The following is an 18461-nucleotide window of genomic DNA, read 5'->3' as shown; positions in this document are numbered from 1 at the left end:
CAGGCCCCGGCCGGGCGTGGATGGCAGAAATCCGCGGATCGGCCGGCAGGGAGATGGGGATACGGAATGAAGCCTTGGGCAGAGATGTCGGTGGCGCAGCGCGGCGGCGTGATGGGCAGCGTGGCGGCGGTGATTGCGGCGCTGTTTTACGGGGCCTGGACGGTGAGCCGTCCGGAGGCGCCCGAGGCGCCGGTCGCGGCAGAAGCCGCGCCCGCGCCGGAGGGTGCGGCGACGGCGGAGGCGGCGCCTGAAGCGGCGCCTGAAGCGGCGGTGGAGGGCGCGGTGGAGCCTGGGGCCGCGCCTGAGGCGGATTCGGTTGCGGAGGCGGTGCCTGCCGCGCCTGAGGCGACAGGTTCAACGACTGCGGAACCTGCTGCCGATGAATCGGCACCCGTAGAAGTGGCGCCCGAAGAAGTGGCGACCGCAGAACCTGCGCCCGCAGAACCCGCGCCTGAGGCAGTGGCAACGGAGGATCGGGCGGGCAGCGAGGCCGCGGCGGCGGCTGAGCAGCCGCCCGCGGTGCAAGTGGAGGCGCCAAAGCTTGATCTGGTGCGGGTGGAGCAGGACGGATCGGCGCTGGTGGCCGGGTCGGCGGCACCGAGGGCGGCGCTGTCGCTGCGCGTGACGGGGCAGGAGATCGTGGCGATGCCTGCCGATGGGCAGGGCAATTTCGTGGCCATGTTCAACCTTGCCCCAAGCCCGGCGCCGCGCGTGCTGTCTTTGGTGATGGAGATGCCGGACGGGACGGAGGTTCCCGCCGAAGGCACGGTTGTGATCGCGCCGACGGTGGCGCCGGTCGCGGTGGCCGGAACGGCGGCGACAGAGACAGAGACGGCTGCAGCGGAACCGGCACAGGTGGCCGAGGCGCCGGCCGCGCTTTTGGTGACGGAGGAGGGGGCGCGGGTGTTGCAATCGGCCAGCGACCTGCCGCCCGAGCTTGTGGCGAATGTGACCATCGACACGATCACCTATACGCCCGAGGGTGCGGTGCAACTGGCCGGGCGTGGCACGCCCGAGCGGGTGGTGCGTCTCTACCTGGACAATGCGGCGGTAGCCGAGGCGGCGATTTCGGGCGCGGGGGATTGGGCGGTGACACTGCCCGAGGTGGCGCCGGGGCGCTATACGCTGCGCGCCGATCAGGTGGATGCGGCGGGCGCCGTGACGAGCCGGTTCGAGACGCCCTTCCAGCGCGAGACGGTGGAAGCGCTGGCCGCAGCGGCGGCGGACGGTGAAACGGGCGGAGAGACGGGAGCGGGGGTGCCTGCGCCGGAGGCCGGAGGCGCCGCGGAGGGCGCCATGGCCGATACGGGCGTGGATACCGCCGTGGATGGAGATGCGGAGGCAGCGGTGGATGCAGGGGCCGCTGCTGCGCCGCCCGGGCCTGTGTCGGTGACGGTGCAGCCGGGCTTTACCCTGTGGCAGATCGCGACGGAGCAGCTGGGCGCGGGGGTGCGCTATGTGCAGGTGTTCGAGGCCAACCGTGACCAGATCCGCGATCCTGACCTGATCTATCCCGGGCAGGTCTTTGCCATCCCCGAGGCGGAGTGACCTTTGCAGGGATGCACAAATGGGCCTGCGTCCGGGGTGCTGGTGCTTTGGCGTGAAGCTGCGTAAGCAGGGTGCGAAAGGGACCCTGACATGCGCAAGAGCACTGCCACGAGCCAAGACATCCCGCAGGACCGTGCGGCCAGCGGCTGGGTGACCATTCGCCGGGTGTTGCCCTATCTCTGGCCTGCGGGCGAGGGATGGGTGAAGCGCCGGGTGGTCGGGGCGTTCCTGATGCTGGTGGCGGCGAAGATCGTGTCCGTCTCCACCCCGTTTCTGTACAAGGGCGCGGTGGATGCGCTGGCGGGCGAGGCGCCGGATACGGGCACGCTTCTGGGCCTGACGGCGGTGGGGCTGACCGTGGCCTATGGCGTGGCGCGTCTGGGAACGGTGGCGTTTCAGGAATTGCGCGACGTGATCTTTGTCCGCGTGGGGCAGCGGGCCTTGCGCAAGCTGGCGCTGGAGACGTTCACCCATATCCACCGCCTGTCGCTGCGCTATCACATCACGCGCAAGACGGGCGGATTGAGCCGCATCATCGAGCGGGGCGTGAAGGGCGTGGATTTCCTGCTGCGCTTCATGCTGTTCTCGATCGGGCCGCTGCTTCTGGAACTGCTGATGGTGGCGGTGATCTTTGCCGTGCTGTTCGGTTTTTCCTACATGGCGGTCGTGGTGATCGTGATCTCGCTCTATGTGGCGTTCACCTTCAAGGTGACCGAGTGGCGGGTGAAGCTGCGCCGCGAGATGAACGATCAGGACACCGATGCCAACCAGAAGGCCATCGACAGCCTGCTGAACTATGAGACGGTGAAGTATTTCAACGCCGAGGGGCGCGAGGCCGCGCGCTATGACCGGGCGATGCAGCACTATGAGGTGGCGGCGGTCAAGACGGGGCAGAGCCTTTCGTTCCTGAACGCAGGTCAGGCTTTCCTGATCACCACCGGGCTGGTGATCGTGATGTCGATGGCGGCGATGGGGGTGCAGCGGGGGACGCTGACGGTGGGCGATTTCGTGATGGTGAACGCCTACATGATCCAGATCACCATGCCTTTGAACTTTCTCGGCACGGTGTATCGCGAGATCCGGCAGGCGCTGGTGGATATGGGCGAGATGTTCGGGCTGCTGGGGCAGCCGGCAGAGGTGGTGGACAAGCCGGGCGCGCCCGCGCTGGTGGTGCAGGGCGGGACGGTGGCCTTCGACCAGGTGGAGTTCGGCTATGATGCCGCGCGGCCCATCCTGAAAGGGATCAGCCTGACGGTGCCTGCGGGCCACAAGGTGGCGCTGGTCGGGCCTTCGGGATCGGGCAAATCCACCATCGGGCGGCTGATGTTCCGCTTTTATGACGTGAATGGCGGTGCGATCCGCATTGACGGGCAGGATCTGCGGGATGTCACCCAAGGGTCGATCCATGCGCAGATCGGGGTGGTGCCGCAGGATACGGTGCTGTTCAACGATACGGTGCGCTACAACATCGCCTATGGGCGGGCCGATGCCACGCAGGATGAGATCGTGGCGGCGGCACGGGCGGCGAAGATCCACGATTTCATCATGTCGCTGCCCGATGGCTATGATACCACGGTGGGGGAGCGGGGGCTGAAGCTTTCGGGGGGTGAGAAGCAGCGGGTGGGCATTGCGCGCACGCTGCTCAAGAACCCGCCGATCCTGATTCTGGACGAGGCGACCAGCGCGCTGGACACCCAGACCGAGCGGGACATTCAGGACAGCCTGCGCGAGATGGGGCAGGGCCGGACGGTGATCACCATCGCGCACCGCCTGTCGACCATCGCGGATGCCGATCAGATCGTCGTGCTGGAAGCGGGCGAGATCGTCGAGCGTGGCACGCATGACGACCTGCTGGCGCGGGGCGGGCGCTATGCCGCTATGTGGGCCCGGCAATCGGCAGAAGAGGACGAGCCGCTGGCGGCGGAATAGGCGGGCTTGCGTCACGTCACCCGGGTGAGGGTGATCTGATCGGCGGTCAATGTGGCATTGCCCTGCACCAACGCCGCCACCACGCCATCGACAAGGATGGTGGAGCGGTTGGTGTCCGTATCACGCGTCACGGTGACCTCGGGCGGGGTGGTGCCGGTCCATTCCACCACCAGCCGGTCGCCCGTGGCATAATCGGTGACGGTGGTCACGCCTTCGGGGCTGCCCGCCGTTTCAACGATGAAATCATCCGCGCCCGTGCCGCCTGTCAGCGTGTCATTGCCGGTGCCGCCGATCAGGATGTCGTCCTCATCCCCGCCGGAGAGGCTGTCATCGCCTTCGGCGCCGGACAGAATATCCTGCCCGCCATCGCCGGTCAGCGTGTCATTGCCCTGACCGCCATCGAGCGTGTCTTCGCCCGCGTTGCCCAGGAGGGAATCGTTGCCGACGCCGCCATCGACCACGTCATCGTCATTGCCGCCCGAGACGGTGTCATTGCCCGCGCCGCCGAGTACGGTGTCATCGCCATCAAGGCCGAGGAGCAGGTCATTGCCATCCTCGCCCTGAACGGTATCGGCCCCGTCGCCGCCTGTTGCGGTGTCATTTCCGCTGCCGCCGGTCAGGAAATCATCCCCTGCATCCCCGGCCATGCCGTCATTGCCATCGCCGCCGGTCAGGCTGTCGTTGCCCGTGCCGCCGAAGAGGCTGTCATTGTCGCTGCCGCCGTCAAGGCTGTCATTGCCGCTGCCACCATAGGCGAAATCATCGCCCGCCTCGGCGGCGAGACCGTCATTGCCAGCGCCGCCATGCAGGCTGTCGGCGCCGGTGCCGCCGGTCAGGCCATCCTCATCCAGCCCGCCATGCAGGAAATCGGCACCCGTCCCGCCCGCGATCGTGTCACGCCCGGTGCCGCCAAAGGCGAAATCATCGCCATCGCCAAGCGCGAGGCCGTCATCGCCGCTGCCGCCTTCGGCCCAGTCGTCATCGCCCGATCCGGCGACGGCATCATTGCCGGCCCCACCGAAGAAGGCGAGATCGGTTTCCCCATCGGCGGCGGTGAGCGTGTCATCGCCCGCGCTGCCGCTGCGGGTGTCGGTGTAGTCGGCCTGATCAAAGAGCGCGGCCGCATCGGGATCGCCGGTTTCGCTTTTCGCGCCTGCGGTATCGGTGGTGGGGAGGTAGTCGTCATCGGGGCCATCGGGCGCCACGGGATCGGGGTCATCCTCGCCGGATACGAGATCATAGGCCACAAGCCCCAGCATGAGGAGCGGCCACATCATAAACTCGATACCCATGTCACGATCCGCTACTGGTTACATTCACACAATGACAGGCTGCGCGGCCGATGTGGAGAAATTTTGACCGCTTGGCGGTGTTGCCGGGGCAGGCGGGCGGATGTCGCGCAGGGGGGCGGCTGGATGGGGGCAGGGCTTGGCAAGGGTTCCCGCTTGCGTGTAAGACGGGGGAAAAGGACTGGAGAGGCGCGTGAGCAATCCTGACAGCTTCATTGATGAGGTGACCGAGGAGGTCCGCCGCGACCGGCTGTTTGCGCTGTTCCGCAAATATGGCTGGATCGGTCTGGTCGTGGTGCTGGGCATCGTGGGCGGTGCGGGCTGGACGGAATGGCAGCGCGCGCAGGCCACGGCCAAGGCCGAGGCTTTTGGCGATGCGGTGCTGGATGCGCTGGACCTTGGCGCGCCGGCAGAGCGTGTGGCCGCGCTTGGCACGATCCCCGCGGATGGCGAACAGGCGGCGGTGTTGCGACTGCTGCTCGCATCAGACCCGGTGGGCGACCGGGCGGCGACGCTGACCGCGCTGGAGGCGCTTGCGGCGGATGAGAGCCAGCCGCCCAGCTATCGTGATCTGGCCGTGCTGCGGCGCGTGGTCGTGGCGGGGGCGGATCTGCCCTTGGCCGAGCGGCGGGCGGCGCTGGACCCCATCGCCGCGCCGGGGCGGCCCTACCGCACGATGGCGCTGGAACAGTTGGCCTATCTTCTGGTGGAAGAGGGGCGTGATGCCGAGGCGATCACGGCGCTGACGGCGCTGATCAGCGATCAGGAGGCGCCGGGCGGCGTGCGGTCGCGCGCGCAGGAGATGATCGTGGCCCTTGGCGGCGATCCGGCGGCGGCGGAGGCCGCCCCGGCGCCGGAGGCGGCGGCGGATGATGCGGGCTGACGCAGGCAGGACGGCGGGGCCGCGTGGCCCCGGTGACAGACGGACGCAAGGCAACACGGGGGCCGGGACGGTGAAACGCAGGTTTTGGGTTACGATCTCGGGGCTCGCTATGGCGACGGCCCTTGCCGGCTGCGAACGGGAACTGATCCTGCCGGGCGAACGGTTCCCGGTGCGGGCCGATCTGGAGGCATCGATCCCGGTGGAGGGCCAGCCTGCGCCGGTGGCGCCGCCCCTGCGCCCGGAAAACCAGTCGGCCCCGATTTCGCTGCCCGGCGCGGTGACCAATGCCGAATGGGGCCAGCGCGGCGGCGCGGCCAACCATGTGCAGCCGCATGGCGCCTTGTCGGCGGCCCCGGCGCGTGTCTGGACTGCCACGATCGGCGAGGGCAACAGCCGCAGGAACCGGGTGAGCGCGGCCCCTGTGGTGGCCGATGGGCGCATCTACACGATGGATGCGGCGGCGGTGGTGCAGGCGACCGGCACGAATGGCGCGGCGCTGTGGCGCGCGGATCTGACGGCCGAGTTCGACCGGGATGGCGGCGTGTCGGGCGGCGGGCTGGCGGCGGGCGGTGGCCGCGTTTATGCCGCGACGGCCTATGGCGAATTGGTGGCGATGGACGCGGCAAGCGGCGGCATCGTCTGGCGTCAGCGGCTGGACAGCCCGGTGACGGGCGCGCCCACGCTGGCGGGTGGCACTGTCTTTGTGTCGGGGCGTGACGGTTCGGGCTGGGCCATCGCGGCGGATACCGGGCGCGTGCGCTGGACCGTGCCGGGCGCGGCGGGGACGACCGGGATGGTCGGCGCCTCGGGCCCGTCGGTGGGCGAGAATGTGGTGCTGTTCCCCTTTGCCAACGGGTCGATCACGGCGGCGCTGAAGGTATCGGGCGTGCAGGTCTGGCAGGCCCCGGTGACGGGCCAGCGCGTGGGGCGCGCCTATGCGGGCGTGACCGACATCACGGGCGATGCCGTGGTGATCGGGGATCGGACCTTTGTCGGCACGGCCTCGGGCCGGACGGCGGCGGTGGATACCTCATCGGGTGACCGGATCTGGACTGCGGTGGAAGGGGCGCTGAACCCGCCGCTGGTGGTGGGCGGATCGGTCTTCGTGGTGAATGACGAGAACCGTCTGGTGCGGCTGGATGCCGAGACGGGCGCGCTGATCTGGGCGGTCGACATGCCCTATTTCACCGAGGAAAAGCCCAAGCGTCAGGTGTCCATCGTGCCGCATTTCGGGCCGGTCCTCGCGGGCGGGCGGCTGGCGGTGGTGTCGGGCGACGGGCAGCTGCGGCTGTTCAACCCGGTGGACGGCACGCTTGTGGGCGGGGCAGAGATCCCGGGCGGGGCCTCGGCGCCGCCGGCGCTGGCGGGCGGGATGCTCTATGTCGTCAGCGCCAACGGGCAACTTCACGCTTTCCGTTGACGGCATCCCCGTGTAAGGGGTGCCTCTTTCCGAAGTCCGGAGTGGAAGATGAGCTTCACCCTTGCGATCGTGGGTCGCCCCAATGTGGGCAAATCCACGCTGTTCAACCGTCTGGTCGGCAAGAAGCTGGCGCTGGTCGATGACCAGCCCGGCGTGACGCGCGACCTGCGCGAGGGGGATGCGCGGCTGTTCGACCTGCGCTTCACCGTGATCGACACGGCGGGGCTGGAAGAGGTGACGGATGACAGCCTGCAGGGCCGGATGCGGCGGCTGACCGAGCGCGCGGTGGAGATGGCCGATGTCTGCCTGTTCCTGATCGACGGGCGGATGGGGGTGATGCCCAGCGACGAGGTCTTTGCCGATATCCTGCGCAAGAAGAATGCGCGCGTGATCCTCGGGGTGAACAAGGCCGAAGGGTCGGCGGGTGACAGTGGCGCGCTTGAGGCGTGGAGCCTTGGCCTTGGCGAACCCGTGCGGTTGTCGGCCGAGCATGGCGAGGGGATGGATGACCTCTACCGCATCCTGCTGCCTTTCCGCGAGGAATTTGCCGCGCGCGAGGCGGCGAACACGCCCGAGACAGAGGTGGACATCGCCGAAGAGCTTGGGGATGAGGATGTCGATCCCGTGGCCCATCGCCCGACGGCGAAAAAGCCTTTGCAGATCGCGGTGATCGGGCGCCCCAATGCGGGCAAATCCACGCTGATCAACAAGATCATCGGCGAGGACCGTCTGTTGACGGGGCCGGAGGCGGGGATCACGCGGGATGCGATTTCCGTGCGGTCCGACTGGCAGGGCACGCCGATCCGCATTTTCGACACGGCGGGGATGCGCAAGAAGGCGCGGGTGACCGAGAAGCTGGAAAAGCTGTCGGTGGCCGATGGCCTGCGGGCGGTGCGCTTTGCCGAGGTGGTGGTGGTGCTTCTGGACGTGGAGATCCCGTTCGAGGTGCAGGATCTACGGATTGCGGATTACGCCGAAAGCGAGGGGCGCGCCGTAGTGGTGGCCGTCAACAAATGGGATCTGGAAGACGAGAAGCAGGAAAAGCTGGCCGAACTTAAGGAGATGTTCGAGCGGCTTCTGCCGCAGTTGCGCGGCGCGCCCTTGGTGACGGTATCGGCCAAGACGGGGCGGGGGCTGGACCGGCTGCATGATGCGATCGTGCGGGCGCATGACATCTGGAACAAGCGGATCACCACGGCGCGGCTGAACAGCTGGCTGGGCGCGATGACCGAGGCGCATCCGCCGCCCGCCCCCGGCGGGCACCGGATCAAGCTGCGCTACATGACGCAGGTGAAGGCGCGGCCGCCGGGATTTGTGGTGATGTGTTCGCGGCCCGACGAGATGCCCGAAAGTTACAAGCGTTATCTGGTGAACGGTCTGCGCGACCATTTCGAGATGCCGGGCGTGCCGATCCGCATCATGTTCCGGTCGCAATCGGAGCGGAACCCGTTCAAGGACCGCAAGTTCCACACGCCGTCGCGCCTGCGCAAGCACAAGGAAGGGCGGAAGGACTGATCCTTTCGGGCGGGGTCACTCTTCGACAGGCCCCCCCACCCCCGGCCCCTCCCCCGCCTGCGGGGGAGGGGAGGGCGCCGTGAGGCGACCCGGGGGAGGGGGGCGGCCGCGGATTTGGGTATTTGGGCCAAGCTGAAGGGGGTTTGGATCAGGCGTGCCGCCGTGGCCGCAGGGTGAAGGCCACCAGCGCGATACCGAGACCGGCAAGGATGGCGACCGTCGGGTTGACCCCCGCATTCTTGACCGTGACGCCGATCAGCGCCCAGATGACCGTCAGGCCATAGACGGGCATGCGCGGCTTTTGCGCCTGCGTCCAGAGCGCGAGGCCGAGGGTGACGGCCAGCATCACCGCGGCGGATCCCGTATCGGGCAGAAGCCCGTAGCCCGACAGCACGACGCCGGTGGAGACGGAGGCGGCGGCGGTCAGCCAGCCGGCGAGGATGGCGATGGGGGCCGAGAGGAGCCAGCGGTCGGTTTCCGTGTCGGCACGCAGGAGCGCGGCGATGGCGGCCAGCGCCATGATCCAGATGGTGACGGTGGCAAGGATCGGGGCGACCGGCGCGATGGAGAGCCAGGCCGCGCCAAGCGCGACAGACAGGATCAGGGGCCAGCGCGGGGCATCCCAAGCGAGACTGTCGGCGTGGCGGAAGAGGCCCAGGCCTGCATGCAGGATGAGCCAGAGGTAGATCAGCCCCCAGATGGAAAAGGCATAGCCTGCGGGCTGGATCGCCGGTTCGGCGATCTGGACGGGGAAGAGCGCCGGGTCATAGCCGGTGAAGGGCGGCGTGACGAAGGGGGCCAGGCCGAAGGCGATGGTGACAAGGAGGAGGAGTGCGGCGCGGGTCTTCATGCGAGCGACCCATCGGGGGCGATCCGCGTCTTGCCGCCCAGATAGGGGTGCAGCGCGGCGGGTAGGGTGACGGAGCCATCGGCCTGTTGGCCGTTTTCCAGCACCGCGATCAGGGTGCGGCCCACGGCGAGGCCGGAGCCGTTCAGCGTGTGGACAAACTCGGGCTTGCCGCCTGCGGCCGGGCGGAAGCGGGCGTTCATGCGGCGGGCCTGAAAATCGCCGCAGACGGAGATGGAGCTAATCTCGCGATAGCGGTTCTGGCCGGGAAGCCAGACCTCCAGATCATGGGTCTTCTGCGCGCCAAAGCCCATGTCGCCGGTGCAGAGCACGATGGTGCGGTATGGGAGTTCCAGCTTTTCGAGGATCGCCTCGGCGCAGCGTGTCATCCGTTCGTGTTCGGCCAGGCTGGTGTCGGGGGTGGTGATCGACACCATCTCCACCTTTTCGAACTGGTGCTGGCGCAGCATCCCGGTGGTGTCCTTGCCCGCGGATCCGGCTTCGGAGCGGAAGCATTGGGTATGGGCGGTCATGCGGATGGGCAGTTGATTTTCCTCAAGAATATCGCCCGCGACGGTGTTGGTCAGGGTGACCTCAGACGTGGGCACGAGCCAGTAGCCATCGGTTGTCTGATAGCTGTCTTCGGCGAATTTGGGCAGCTGGTTGGTGCCATACATGGCGTCTTCCTTGACCAGAACCGGGGTCCAGGTTTCGGTCAGTGCATGGTCGTTCACATGGGTGTCGAGCATCATCTGCGCGAGCGCGCGGTGGACGCGGATCACCGCGCCGCGCAGGACGACGAAGCGGGAGCCGGAGAGTTTGGCGGCCGTTTCGAAATCCATCCCCGGCTTGACGCCTGCGATGTCGAAATGTTCGCGGGGGGCGAAGTCGAAGGCGCGGGGCGTGCCCCAGCGGCGGATTTCGACATTGTCATTCTCGTCGCGCCCTTCGGGAACATCCGCGTGCGGCAGGTTGGGGATGCGCATGAGCATGTCGCGCAGGGCGGCATCCTGTGCGTCTGCCTCGGCCGTAAGCCGGGCGATTTCTGCTTTCTTTTCAGCCACAAGCGCGCGGAGGCGTTCGAATTCGGCATCATCGCCGCGGGCCTTGGCGGCGCCCACGTCCTTGGACGCGCGGTTCTGGTCGGCGGTGGCGGATTCGGCGGCGGCGATCTTGGCGCGGCGGTCGGCGTCGAGAGCGAGGATGTCGGGCGAGGCAGGGGGCAGGCCACGGCGGCGCAGCCCTTCGTCGAAGGCGGCGGGGTTTTCGCGGATGGCGCGGATGTCGTGCATGGGGCGGCCCTTTTTCACCAGAACGCGGGTGGTATGCCCGTTTTGCGGGCAAAGGGGAAGGGGGCGGCAAGGCGCTGATCCTGCGGGGAAAGCCTGGCGGGAGGCGTGCCGGAACGCGTGCAGGAAGGTGTGCAGACAGATGTGCATACCGGATGGGGCTAAACTGGCCCTTGTCTTTGTGGTGTGCGGCGGGGTGCAGGGCGGGGGTCCGGGCAGGACGCGGGCAGGACGCGGGCGGGGGCGCGGGGACAGCGCGGCAGAGGGTGCGGGGCACGTTGGCCAGACCTCCGACGGCGCGCCGTGCATATGGGTGGATGTGAAGCCGGTGCGGGACACCGTCATGGTGAACCTGCCCGGCGGGATCGGGAAGGACCCCGGAAAGGATCACACCATCATCTCTGCGGGGGCGATGCCTGCGATCTGCCGCGATGTGCCGTTCACAGTTTCGACATCGCCTTCGGCAATTCGGTGTACGGACCTGTGGGCGGGCCCGTGACGAAGGCCTGGGACGCAGGCCCGAGACGGGGGCCGCGATGGTGCGCGAGGTGCGGCGGCCGGCGCGGCGCCATTGGATACGGACGCCCTCGATCCGGTTTCCGATCGAGGGGCTTAGCCATCTGCCCTTCTGGTGGTTCTCCCCCCCCCGCCTTTGCGGTGCAGCGGTCCTTCATCGCGCGCTGGCGCCGCACCGTGGCTGCGTGGTGCGAGATGATCGAGGGGGCGACCGTGCTGCACCGGTCCGAGATCGTGCGCCTGTTCCCGGCTGGCGAGATCTGGACCGAGCGGCTGATGTGACGGCCCAAGAGCCATGCTGTCATGCGGCTGTAGCGCGACTGTTCAGCGCCCCCGCGCAGGCCGGGATCGGGCGGGGGCTGGCAATCGGTCGGGGCGTTCATATATGGGCAGGGGTGCCGCCACGGGGCTGCCTTGCCTTCCCATGGCCCCGGCTTTAGGGTGCGCGCCATTCCGCCGGGGGGAGCCCGGCCCTGAGACAGTGAGAGGACGCCCATGTTCGCAACCCCCGCCTATGCACAGGCCGCCGGAGCCAGTGCCGGTTCTGCCTTTGCCTCGTTCATTCCGCTGATCCTGATCTTTGCGATCATGTATTTCCTGCTGATCCGTCCGCAGCAGAAGAAGTTGAAGGAACACAAGGCGATGATCGAGGCGCTGCGGCGGGGCGATCAGGTGGTGACGCAGGGCGGCATCGTGGGCAAGGTGACCAAGGTGCAGGAAGATGGCATGGTCGAGGTGGAGATCGCCGAGGGTGTGAAGGTCAAGGTGATCAAGGGCACCATCGCGCAGGTCATGAACAAGACCGAACCGGCCGCGGCCTGAGCCGGACCGGACGCGCGCCATGCTGAATTTCCCCCTGTGGAAGCAGATCCTGACCTGGCTTGCGGTGGCGGCCGGGTTGGCTCTGGCGGTGCCGAACCTGTATTATGTGCAGGTTGAGGCGCATAACGATGCGGCCAAGTCGGTGGAGGAGGCGGGTTTCGCCACCACCGAACAGCAGGCCGCGCTGGACCAGTGGCCGGACTGGATGCCGTCGGGTCTGGTGAACCTCGGGCTTGATCTGCGGGGGGGGGCGCATCTTCTGGCGGAGGTGCAGGTCACCGACGTCTATAAGGCGCGGATGGATGGGCTGTGGCCGCAGCTGCGCGATGCGCTGCGGGACGTGCGCGATCAGGTGGGCAGCGTGCGGCGGCAGCCGACGCAGGTGGCCCACGAGTTGCGCGTGGAGATCGAGAATGCGGCCGGCATGGCCGCCGCGGTGGAGGCGGCGCGGGCGCTGGCGTCGAACGTGATCACGCTGACCGGCGTGGGGCAGAGCGATCTGGACGTGACCGCCGAGGGCAATGTGCTGATCGTGCAATTGTCCGAGGCCGAGCGGGCGCAGGTGGACCAGCGCACGATCCAGCAATCGCTGGAGATCATCCGCACGCGGGTGGACACGGCAGGCACGCGGGAACCCACGATCCAGCGGCAGGGGGCGGATCGCATCCTGATTCAGGTGCCCGGCATCGGATCGGCGGCGGAGTTGAAGGCGCTGATCGGGACGACGGCCAAGCTGACCTTCAACCCGGTGGTGCGGCGCGGCACGTCCGAGGATCAGACGCCGGGGGCGGGCAATATCAGCCTGCCGTCGATGGATGAGGAGGGCGTGTGGTATACGGTTGAGGAAGTCCCCGTGGTGTCGGGCGAGGACCTGACCAATGCCAAGGGCGATTTCGACCAGAACGGGCGGCCTGCGGTTTCCTTCCAGTTCGATGCGCGCGGTGCGCGGGCCTTTGGCGATTACACGGCGCAGAACATCGGCGCGCCTTTTGCCATCGTGCTGGATGGCGAGGTGATCAGCGCGCCGGTGATCCAGAGCCATATTCCGGGCGGGTCGGGGATCATCACGGGCAACTTCACGGTGGAAGAGGCCAACCGTCTTGCGGTGCTGCTGTCGGCGGGGGCGTTGCCTGCGACGATGACCTTCCTTGAGGAGCGGACCATCGGGCCGGAACTGGGGCAGGATTCGATTGACGCGGGCCGGGTGGCGACGCTGGTGGCGGCCGGATCGGTTAGCGTTCTGATGATCGCCTCTTACGGGCTGTTCGGGGTGTTTGCGGTGGTGGCGCTGGCGATCAACCTTGGCCTGATCTTCGGGATCATGTCGATGATCGGGGCGACGCTGACGCTGCCGGGGATCGCGGGGCTGGTGCTGACGATCGGGATGGCGGTGGATGCCAACGTGCTGATCTATGAACGCATCCGCGACGAGATCCGCAACGGGGCCAAGAACGCGGCGCGGGCGATCGAGCTTGGGTTCGAGCGGGCGCTGTCGGCGATCATGGATGCCAACGTGACGACGCTGATCACGGCGGGCGTGCTGTTCTTTCTTGGGGCCGGGCCGATCCGGGGGTTTGCGGTGACGCTGGCCATTGGGATCGTGACATCGGTCTTTACGGCGATCAACGTGACGCGGCTGATCGTGACCTACTGGCACAACCGGCGCCGGCCGAAGACGCTGGTCGTATAAGGGGAACCGGATCATGGCATGGCGTTTCAAACTGGCCCCGGACAAGACGAGTTTCGACTTTTTCCGCTGGCAATGGGTGACCTTTGGCGGGTCGCTGATGCTTTCGGTGATGGCCATCGTTGCCTGGGCGGTGATGGGGCTGAATTACGGGATCGACTTCAAGGGCGGCACCACGATCCGCACCGAATCCACGGTGGCGGTGGATGTGGGGGCCTATCGCGACGCGTTGCAGGGGCTGCCGCTGGGCGATATCTCGATCACCGAGGTGTTCGATCCCAATTTTGCCGATGACCAGCATGTGACGATGATCCGCATCGCCGCCGAGGATGAGGCCGAGGCGGTGACGCCCGAGCAAATCCAGCAGGTGGAAGAGGTGCTGCGCGCGGCGATCGACCCGAACATGACCTTCCCCAGCGTGGAAAGCGTGGGGCCGAAGGTTTCGGGCGAGCTGGTCTGGACATCGGTGCTGTCGCTGATCGTGACGAGCGTGGCGATCATGATCTACATGTGGCTGCGGTTCGAATGGCAGTTCGGGGTGGGCGCGGTGCTGGCACTGCTGCATGACGTGATCATCACCATCGGCGTCTTTGCGATCTTCCAGATCAAGTTCGACCTGACCATCGTGGCGGCGCTGCTGACGATCCTTGGCTATTCGATCAACGACACGGTGGTGGTGTTCGACCGGCTGCGCGAGAATTTGCAGAAATACAAGCAGATGCCGCTGCGCGAGGTGATGAACCTGTCGGTGAACGAGACGCTGGCGCGCACCCTGATGACGGCGCTGACGACGCTTTTGGCGGTGGGAGCGATGCTGATCTTTGGCGGCGACGTGCTGCGCGGGTTTTCGTTGGCGATCTTTCTGGGTGTGCTGTTCGGGACCTATTCTTCGGTCTATGTGGCCAAGAACATTGTGCTGTTCATCGGGCTGGACCGCAGCGATAAGGCGAAGAAGTCCGGCACGCCGGACGAGTTCGCCAATATCGACGCCTGAGGCGCGGGGATGCGGCTGACCGAGATCAGCTATGGCACTGCCCAGCCGATCGAGGGCTATGGTCCGGGCTTCTTTCGCGTGGGCGGCCATGTGCTGCGCGGGGCCTGCCTGATCACGCCGTGGGATGCGGGGCTTTGGGGCGGGCTGGAGGATACGGCCACGCCCCTGTCGCTGGGCGGGCGGATCGACGTGCTGTTCCTTGGCATGGGGGCCGAGATCGCCCATCCCCCCCGCGCCTTTCGCGAGGCGCTGGAGGCGGGGGGCATCGGCGTGGAGGTGATGTCTTCGCCTGCGGCCTGCCGGACCTATAACGTGCTGTTGAGCGAAGGCCGCCGCATCGCGGCGGCGCTTTTGCCGGTGAACCCTGTGGTGGGTGGGCCGTGACGGCCGGGTGCCAAAACTTTTGGAAAAGTTTTGCAAATTCCTTGGAAGGAATTTGGGCGTGGAGGTGAGGGTCGATACCCTTGCCGTGGCGCGCGGGGGGATCCCCGTGCTGGAGGGGGTGACATTCCGTCTGCAGCCCGGGCGCGCGCTGATCCTGCGGGGGCCGAATGGCGTGGGCAAGACCACGCTTCTGCGCACCATCGCGGGCCTGCAACCAGCGCTGGAGGGCCGCGTGTCGGTGCCGCCCGAGAGCATGGCCTATGCCGCCCATGCCGACGGGTTGAAGGCGGTGCTGACGGTGGAGGAAAACCTGCGCTTCTGGGCGGCGGTGCATGGGCTGCGGGACGTGGAGGCGGCGCTGGTGGCGATGGACCTGTTGTCCTTGCGCGACCGGCGCGCGGCCAACCTTTCGGCGGGGCAGAAGCGGCGGCTGGGTCTGGCGCGGCTTTTGGTGACGGGGCGGGCGGTCTGGCTGCTGGATGAGCCCACGGTTTCGCTGGATGTGGCATCGGTCGCGCTGTTCGGCGCGGCGGTGCGGGCGCATCTGGCGGGCGGTGGATCGGCGCTGATGGCCACGCATATTGATTTGGGACTGGCGGAGGCGGACGTGCTGGATCTGGAGCCGTTCAGGGCGCGGGGCCGTGTGGCGGGCGGGCGGATGGGCGCGTTTGACGAGGCTTTTCAATGAGGGGGATGTCGCGCCTGTGGTGGCTGCGGACCGGGGGCTGTCTGCCCCCGGACCCCCGAGGATGTTTTTGCAACGGGGAAGTGGGCGGGGCTTTGGCTGCGGCCGGGACGGTTGGGCAGGCTTTGGCGTGGCGGGGGGGGCAGGCATGTGGGCGCTGCTGATCCGCGATCTGCGGCTGGCAGTGCGGGCCGGGGGGGGCTTTGGGCTGGGGCTCGCGTTTTTCCTGCTGGTGGCGGTGCTGGTGCCTTTGGGTGTGGGGCCGGAGGGGGATGTGCTGGGCCGCATTGCGCCGGGTATCCTGTGGGTGGGAGCGCTGCTTGCCTGTCTGTTGAGCCTTGACCGGATTTTCGCGCTGGATTTCGAGGACGGGTCGCTCGACCTGCTGGCGACGGCGCCGATCCCGCTGGAAGGGGTTGTGGCGGTGAAGGCCCTGGCGCATTGGCTGGTGACCGGGGTGCCGCTGACGCTGGCGGCGCCGGTGCTGGGGGTGCTGCTCAATCTGCCTGCGGCGGGCTATGGCTGGCTGGTGCTGTCGCTGGCCTTGGGGACGCCGGCGCTTTCGGTAATCGGGGCCTTTGGCGCGGCGCTGGTGGTGGGGGTGAAGCGGGGGGGGCTGCTGTTGAGCCTGCTGGTGCTGCCGCTTTATGTGCCGACGCTGATCTTCGGGGCAGAGGCGGTGTCGCGCGGGGTGGCGGGGCAGGCGGCGGAGGTGCCGCTGCTGCTGATGACGGGAATCACGCTGGGGGCGGCGGCGCTCTTGCCCTTTGCGGCGGCTGCGGCAATCCGCATCAACTTGCGATGAGCAGGGCATGGTAGGGAATTGAGGCCGGGGCCGGGAGGACGTAAGGAACGCCTATGTCGATCTGGGAATATGCCAATCCGAAGAAGTTCATGGCCAGCACGGGCTGGCTGCTCCCATGGGTGTGGGGGATGGCGGGGCTGTGCCTGCTGGTGGGGCTGATCTGGGGCTATTTCTTTACGCCGGATGATTTCCGGCAAGGGTCCACGGTGAAGATCATCTATCTGCATGTGCCGAGTGCGATGATGGCGATCAACGCCTGGGTCATGATGTTGGTGGCGAGCCTGATCTGGCTGATCCGGCGGCATCATGTGAGCGCGCTGGCGGCCAAGGCGGCGGCGCCGGTGGGGTTGACCTTCACGGTGATCGCGCTGGTGACTGGGGCGCTGTGGGGGCAGCCGATGTGGGGGACGTGGTGGGCGTGGGATCCCAGGCTCACGTCCTTCCTGATCCTGACGCTGTTCTATCTGGGCTATATTGCGCTGTGGCAGGCGGTGGAGAACCCCGATACGGCGGCGGATCTGACGGCGGTGCTGTGTCTGGTGGGGTCGGTCTTTGCACTGCTGTCGCGCTATGCCGTGCTGTTCTGGAACCAGGGGCTGCATCAGGGGGCGTCGCTCAGCCTCGACAAGGAGGAGAACGTGGCGGATGTGTTCTGGTTCCCGCTTCTGGTCTGTATCGCGGGCTTTGTGCTGTTGTTCGTGGCGCTGGTCCTGATGCGGACGCGGACGGAGATCCGGGCGCGGCGGTTGCAGGCGCTGATCGCGCGGGAGCGGCTGGCATGATGCCGGATCTGGGAAAGTATGCCTTTGCGGTGCTGGCCTCTTACGGGGCGTCGGTGGCGCTGCTGGCGGCGATCGTGGGGGCAAGCCTGTGGCAGCGGGCGCGGGTGAAGGCGCAGCTGCGCGAGGTGGAAGCACGGCAGGAGGGGCGCGATGGGTAGATGGTTGATGGCGCTGCCGCCGGTCCTGTTTCTGGGGCTGGCAGGGCTGTTTTATGTGGGGATGCAGCGGGAGAACCCCGATGACCTGCCGTCGGTGTTCATCGACCGGGAGGCACCGGCCGTGCCGGCGCAGGCCCTGCCGGGGATCCCCGGGCTGACGGCGGCGGATCTGCGGACGGGCGAGGTGACGGTGGTGAATTTCTGGGCGAGCTGGTGCCCGCCCTGCCGGGCCGAGCATCCGGTGCTGCTGGAGATGGCCGCGCGCGGCATCCGGGTGGCGGGTGTGAACATGATGGATGACGAGGGCGCGGCGCTGAAATATCTGGAGGAGGAGGGGAACCCCTTCTTTGCGGTGGGCTTTGATCCGCGCGGGCGGGACCGGGTGGAATGGGGTGTGACCGCCCCGCCGGAGACCTTCATCGTGCGGGGCGATGGGACGGTGGCCTTCCGCTTCATCGGGCCTTTGGTGGGGACGGATTACGAGGCGCGCTTCGTGCCGGCGCTGGAGGCGGCGCTGGCGGAAGAGGCATCGAGCTGAAGGCTGGCTGAGGCTGGGAAACTGAAAAGGGGGGGCTGAGCGGGCCCCCCCTTTCGACTTCCGCCCAAGGGTAAGCGGTCATCGGGAAACTGGTTACGCGCTCAGATCACACGGGCGGAGCCGTCAGATACCGGAAAGCACGAAAGCAAGGAGGGCGAATAGGAAGAGCCCTTCGCCCAAGGGCAGACTGAGGCCAGAGCGCAGCGATCGGCTTGCCGCCGGGGGAGGGGGGGTGAGAACAATCATCTGGCTTTCCTGGCGTGAGGGGACACTCATACGCGACAGGGAAAGCATAGCCGATTGCGGGCGGGAATCAGTCCGCTTTGTTGGAAACAGTCGGTTTCCGCGCAAGGGCGCGCGCGGCAGAGGC

General features: G+C 67.4%; 18 protein-coding genes. 15 read left to right on the top strand and 3 right to left on the bottom strand.

Going from position 1 to position 18461, the window contains the following annotated elements; all coding sequences use genetic code 11:
• Positions 1–66 precede the first annotated feature (66 nt).
• Together GU920_RS19750 and GU920_RS14450 are read left to right on the top strand one after the other, a co-directional pair.
• Entirely contained in the window at positions 67–1548 is a 1482-nt protein-coding gene (locus GU920_RS19750; RefSeq protein ID WP_161767782.1) for a LysM peptidoglycan-binding domain-containing protein, read from the top strand.
• Between the two features lie 90 nt (positions 1549–1638).
• Positions 1639–3477: an ABCB family ABC transporter ATP-binding protein/permease gene (locus tag GU920_RS14450; protein ID WP_161767781.1), complete on the top strand. Its 1839-nt coding sequence runs from the start codon at positions 1639–1641 to the stop codon at positions 3475–3477.
• Between the two features lie 11 nt (positions 3478–3488).
• On the opposite strand, the gene GU920_RS19840 is transcribed toward GU920_RS14450, so the two are convergent.
• Positions 3489–4769 (bottom strand): calcium-binding protein, encoded by a 1281-nt coding sequence (locus GU920_RS19840; protein ID WP_161767780.1) that lies wholly within the window; start codon positions 4767–4769, stop codon positions 3489–3491.
• Between the two features lie 190 nt (positions 4770–4959).
• Here GU920_RS19840 and GU920_RS14440 point away from each other — a divergent pair, with 190 nt between their 5' ends.
• The 3 genes from GU920_RS14440 (at position 4960) to der (ending at position 8584) form a co-directional block, all read left to right on the top strand.
• On the top strand, positions 4960–5649 hold the full coding sequence (locus tag GU920_RS14440) for a hypothetical protein (RefSeq protein WP_161767779.1): 690 nt from the start codon (positions 4960–4962) through the stop codon (positions 5647–5649).
• A gap of 109 nt (positions 5650–5758) precedes the next feature.
• A complete protein-coding gene (locus GU920_RS14435; RefSeq protein ID WP_235933307.1) occupies positions 5759–7069 on the top strand; it encodes an outer membrane protein assembly factor BamB family protein in 1311 nt (436 codons plus the stop codon).
• A gap of 48 nt (positions 7070–7117) precedes the next feature.
• Entirely contained in the window at positions 7118–8584 is a 1467-nt protein-coding gene (gene der, locus GU920_RS14430) for a ribosome biogenesis GTPase Der (protein ID WP_161767778.1), read from the top strand.
• Between the two features lie 148 nt (positions 8585–8732).
• Here der and GU920_RS14425 read toward each other — a convergent pair whose 3' ends face one another.
• Together GU920_RS14425 and serS are read right to left on the bottom strand one after the other, a co-directional pair.
• Complete coding sequence (locus tag GU920_RS14425) at positions 8733–9434, bottom strand: hypothetical protein (protein ID WP_161767777.1); 702 nt, start codon at positions 9432–9434, stop codon at positions 8733–8735.
• Complete coding sequence (serS, locus tag GU920_RS14420) at positions 9431–10723, bottom strand: serine--tRNA ligase (RefSeq protein WP_161767776.1); 1293 nt, start codon at positions 10721–10723, stop codon at positions 9431–9433. Before serS ends, GU920_RS14425 begins: the two co-directional genes overlap by 4 nt.
• A gap of 654 nt (positions 10724–11377) precedes the next feature.
• Here serS and GU920_RS14415 point away from each other — a divergent pair.
• The 10 genes from GU920_RS14415 (at position 11378) to GU920_RS14370 (ending at position 18091) form a co-directional block, all read left to right on the top strand.
• Entirely contained in the window at positions 11378–11518 is a 141-nt protein-coding gene (locus GU920_RS14415) for a hypothetical protein (RefSeq protein ID WP_161767775.1), read from the top strand.
• Between the two features lie 213 nt (positions 11519–11731).
• On the top strand, positions 11732–12058 hold the full coding sequence (gene yajC, locus GU920_RS14410) for a preprotein translocase subunit YajC (protein ID WP_161767774.1): 327 nt from the start codon (positions 11732–11734) through the stop codon (positions 12056–12058).
• 19 nt (positions 12059–12077) lie between these two features.
• Entirely contained in the window at positions 12078–13748 is a 1671-nt protein-coding gene (secD, locus tag GU920_RS14405) for a protein translocase subunit SecD (protein ID WP_161767773.1), read from the top strand.
• 13 nt (positions 13749–13761) lie between these two features.
• The gene (gene secF / locus GU920_RS14400) at positions 13762–14739 is read left to right on the top strand and encodes a protein translocase subunit SecF (RefSeq protein ID WP_161767772.1); all 978 of its coding nucleotides are present in this window, start codon (positions 13762–13764) and stop codon (positions 14737–14739) included.
• Positions 14740–14748: 9 nt separating this feature from the next.
• The gene (locus tag GU920_RS14395) at positions 14749–15123 is read left to right on the top strand and encodes an Mth938-like domain-containing protein (protein WP_161767771.1); all 375 of its coding nucleotides are present in this window, start codon (positions 14749–14751) and stop codon (positions 15121–15123) included.
• 58 nt (positions 15124–15181) lie between these two features.
• Positions 15182–15811, top strand: a complete 630-nt coding sequence (gene ccmA / locus GU920_RS14390) for a heme ABC exporter ATP-binding protein CcmA (protein WP_161767770.1) — start codon at positions 15182–15184, stop codon at positions 15809–15811.
• Positions 15812–15956: 145 nt separating this feature from the next.
• Entirely contained in the window at positions 15957–16613 is a 657-nt protein-coding gene (gene ccmB, locus GU920_RS14385; protein WP_161767769.1) for a heme exporter protein CcmB, read from the top strand.
• Between the two features lie 53 nt (positions 16614–16666).
• Positions 16667–17395 (top strand): heme ABC transporter permease, encoded by a 729-nt coding sequence (locus GU920_RS14380; protein ID WP_161767768.1) that lies wholly within the window; start codon positions 16667–16669, stop codon positions 17393–17395.
• Positions 17392–17553, top strand: coding sequence for a heme exporter protein CcmD (ccmD, locus tag GU920_RS14375; RefSeq protein ID WP_161767767.1), 162 nt, complete (start codon positions 17392–17394; stop codon positions 17551–17553). Before GU920_RS14380 ends, ccmD begins: the two co-directional genes overlap by 4 nt.
• Positions 17546–18091, top strand: coding sequence for a DsbE family thiol:disulfide interchange protein (locus tag GU920_RS14370; protein WP_235933306.1), 546 nt, complete (start codon positions 17546–17548; stop codon positions 18089–18091). The genes ccmD and GU920_RS14370 overlap by 8 nt, the downstream gene beginning before the upstream one ends.
• The last annotated feature ends 370 nt before the right edge of the window (positions 18092–18461 follow it).

Source organism: Paragemmobacter ruber (genome assembly GCF_009908315.1).
Taxonomy (GTDB): Bacteria; Pseudomonadota; Alphaproteobacteria; order Rhodobacterales; family Rhodobacteraceae; genus Paragemmobacter; species Paragemmobacter ruber.
The sequence above is the reverse complement of the archived record's forward strand: the minus strand, read 5'-3'. Positions and strand labels throughout refer to the sequence as shown.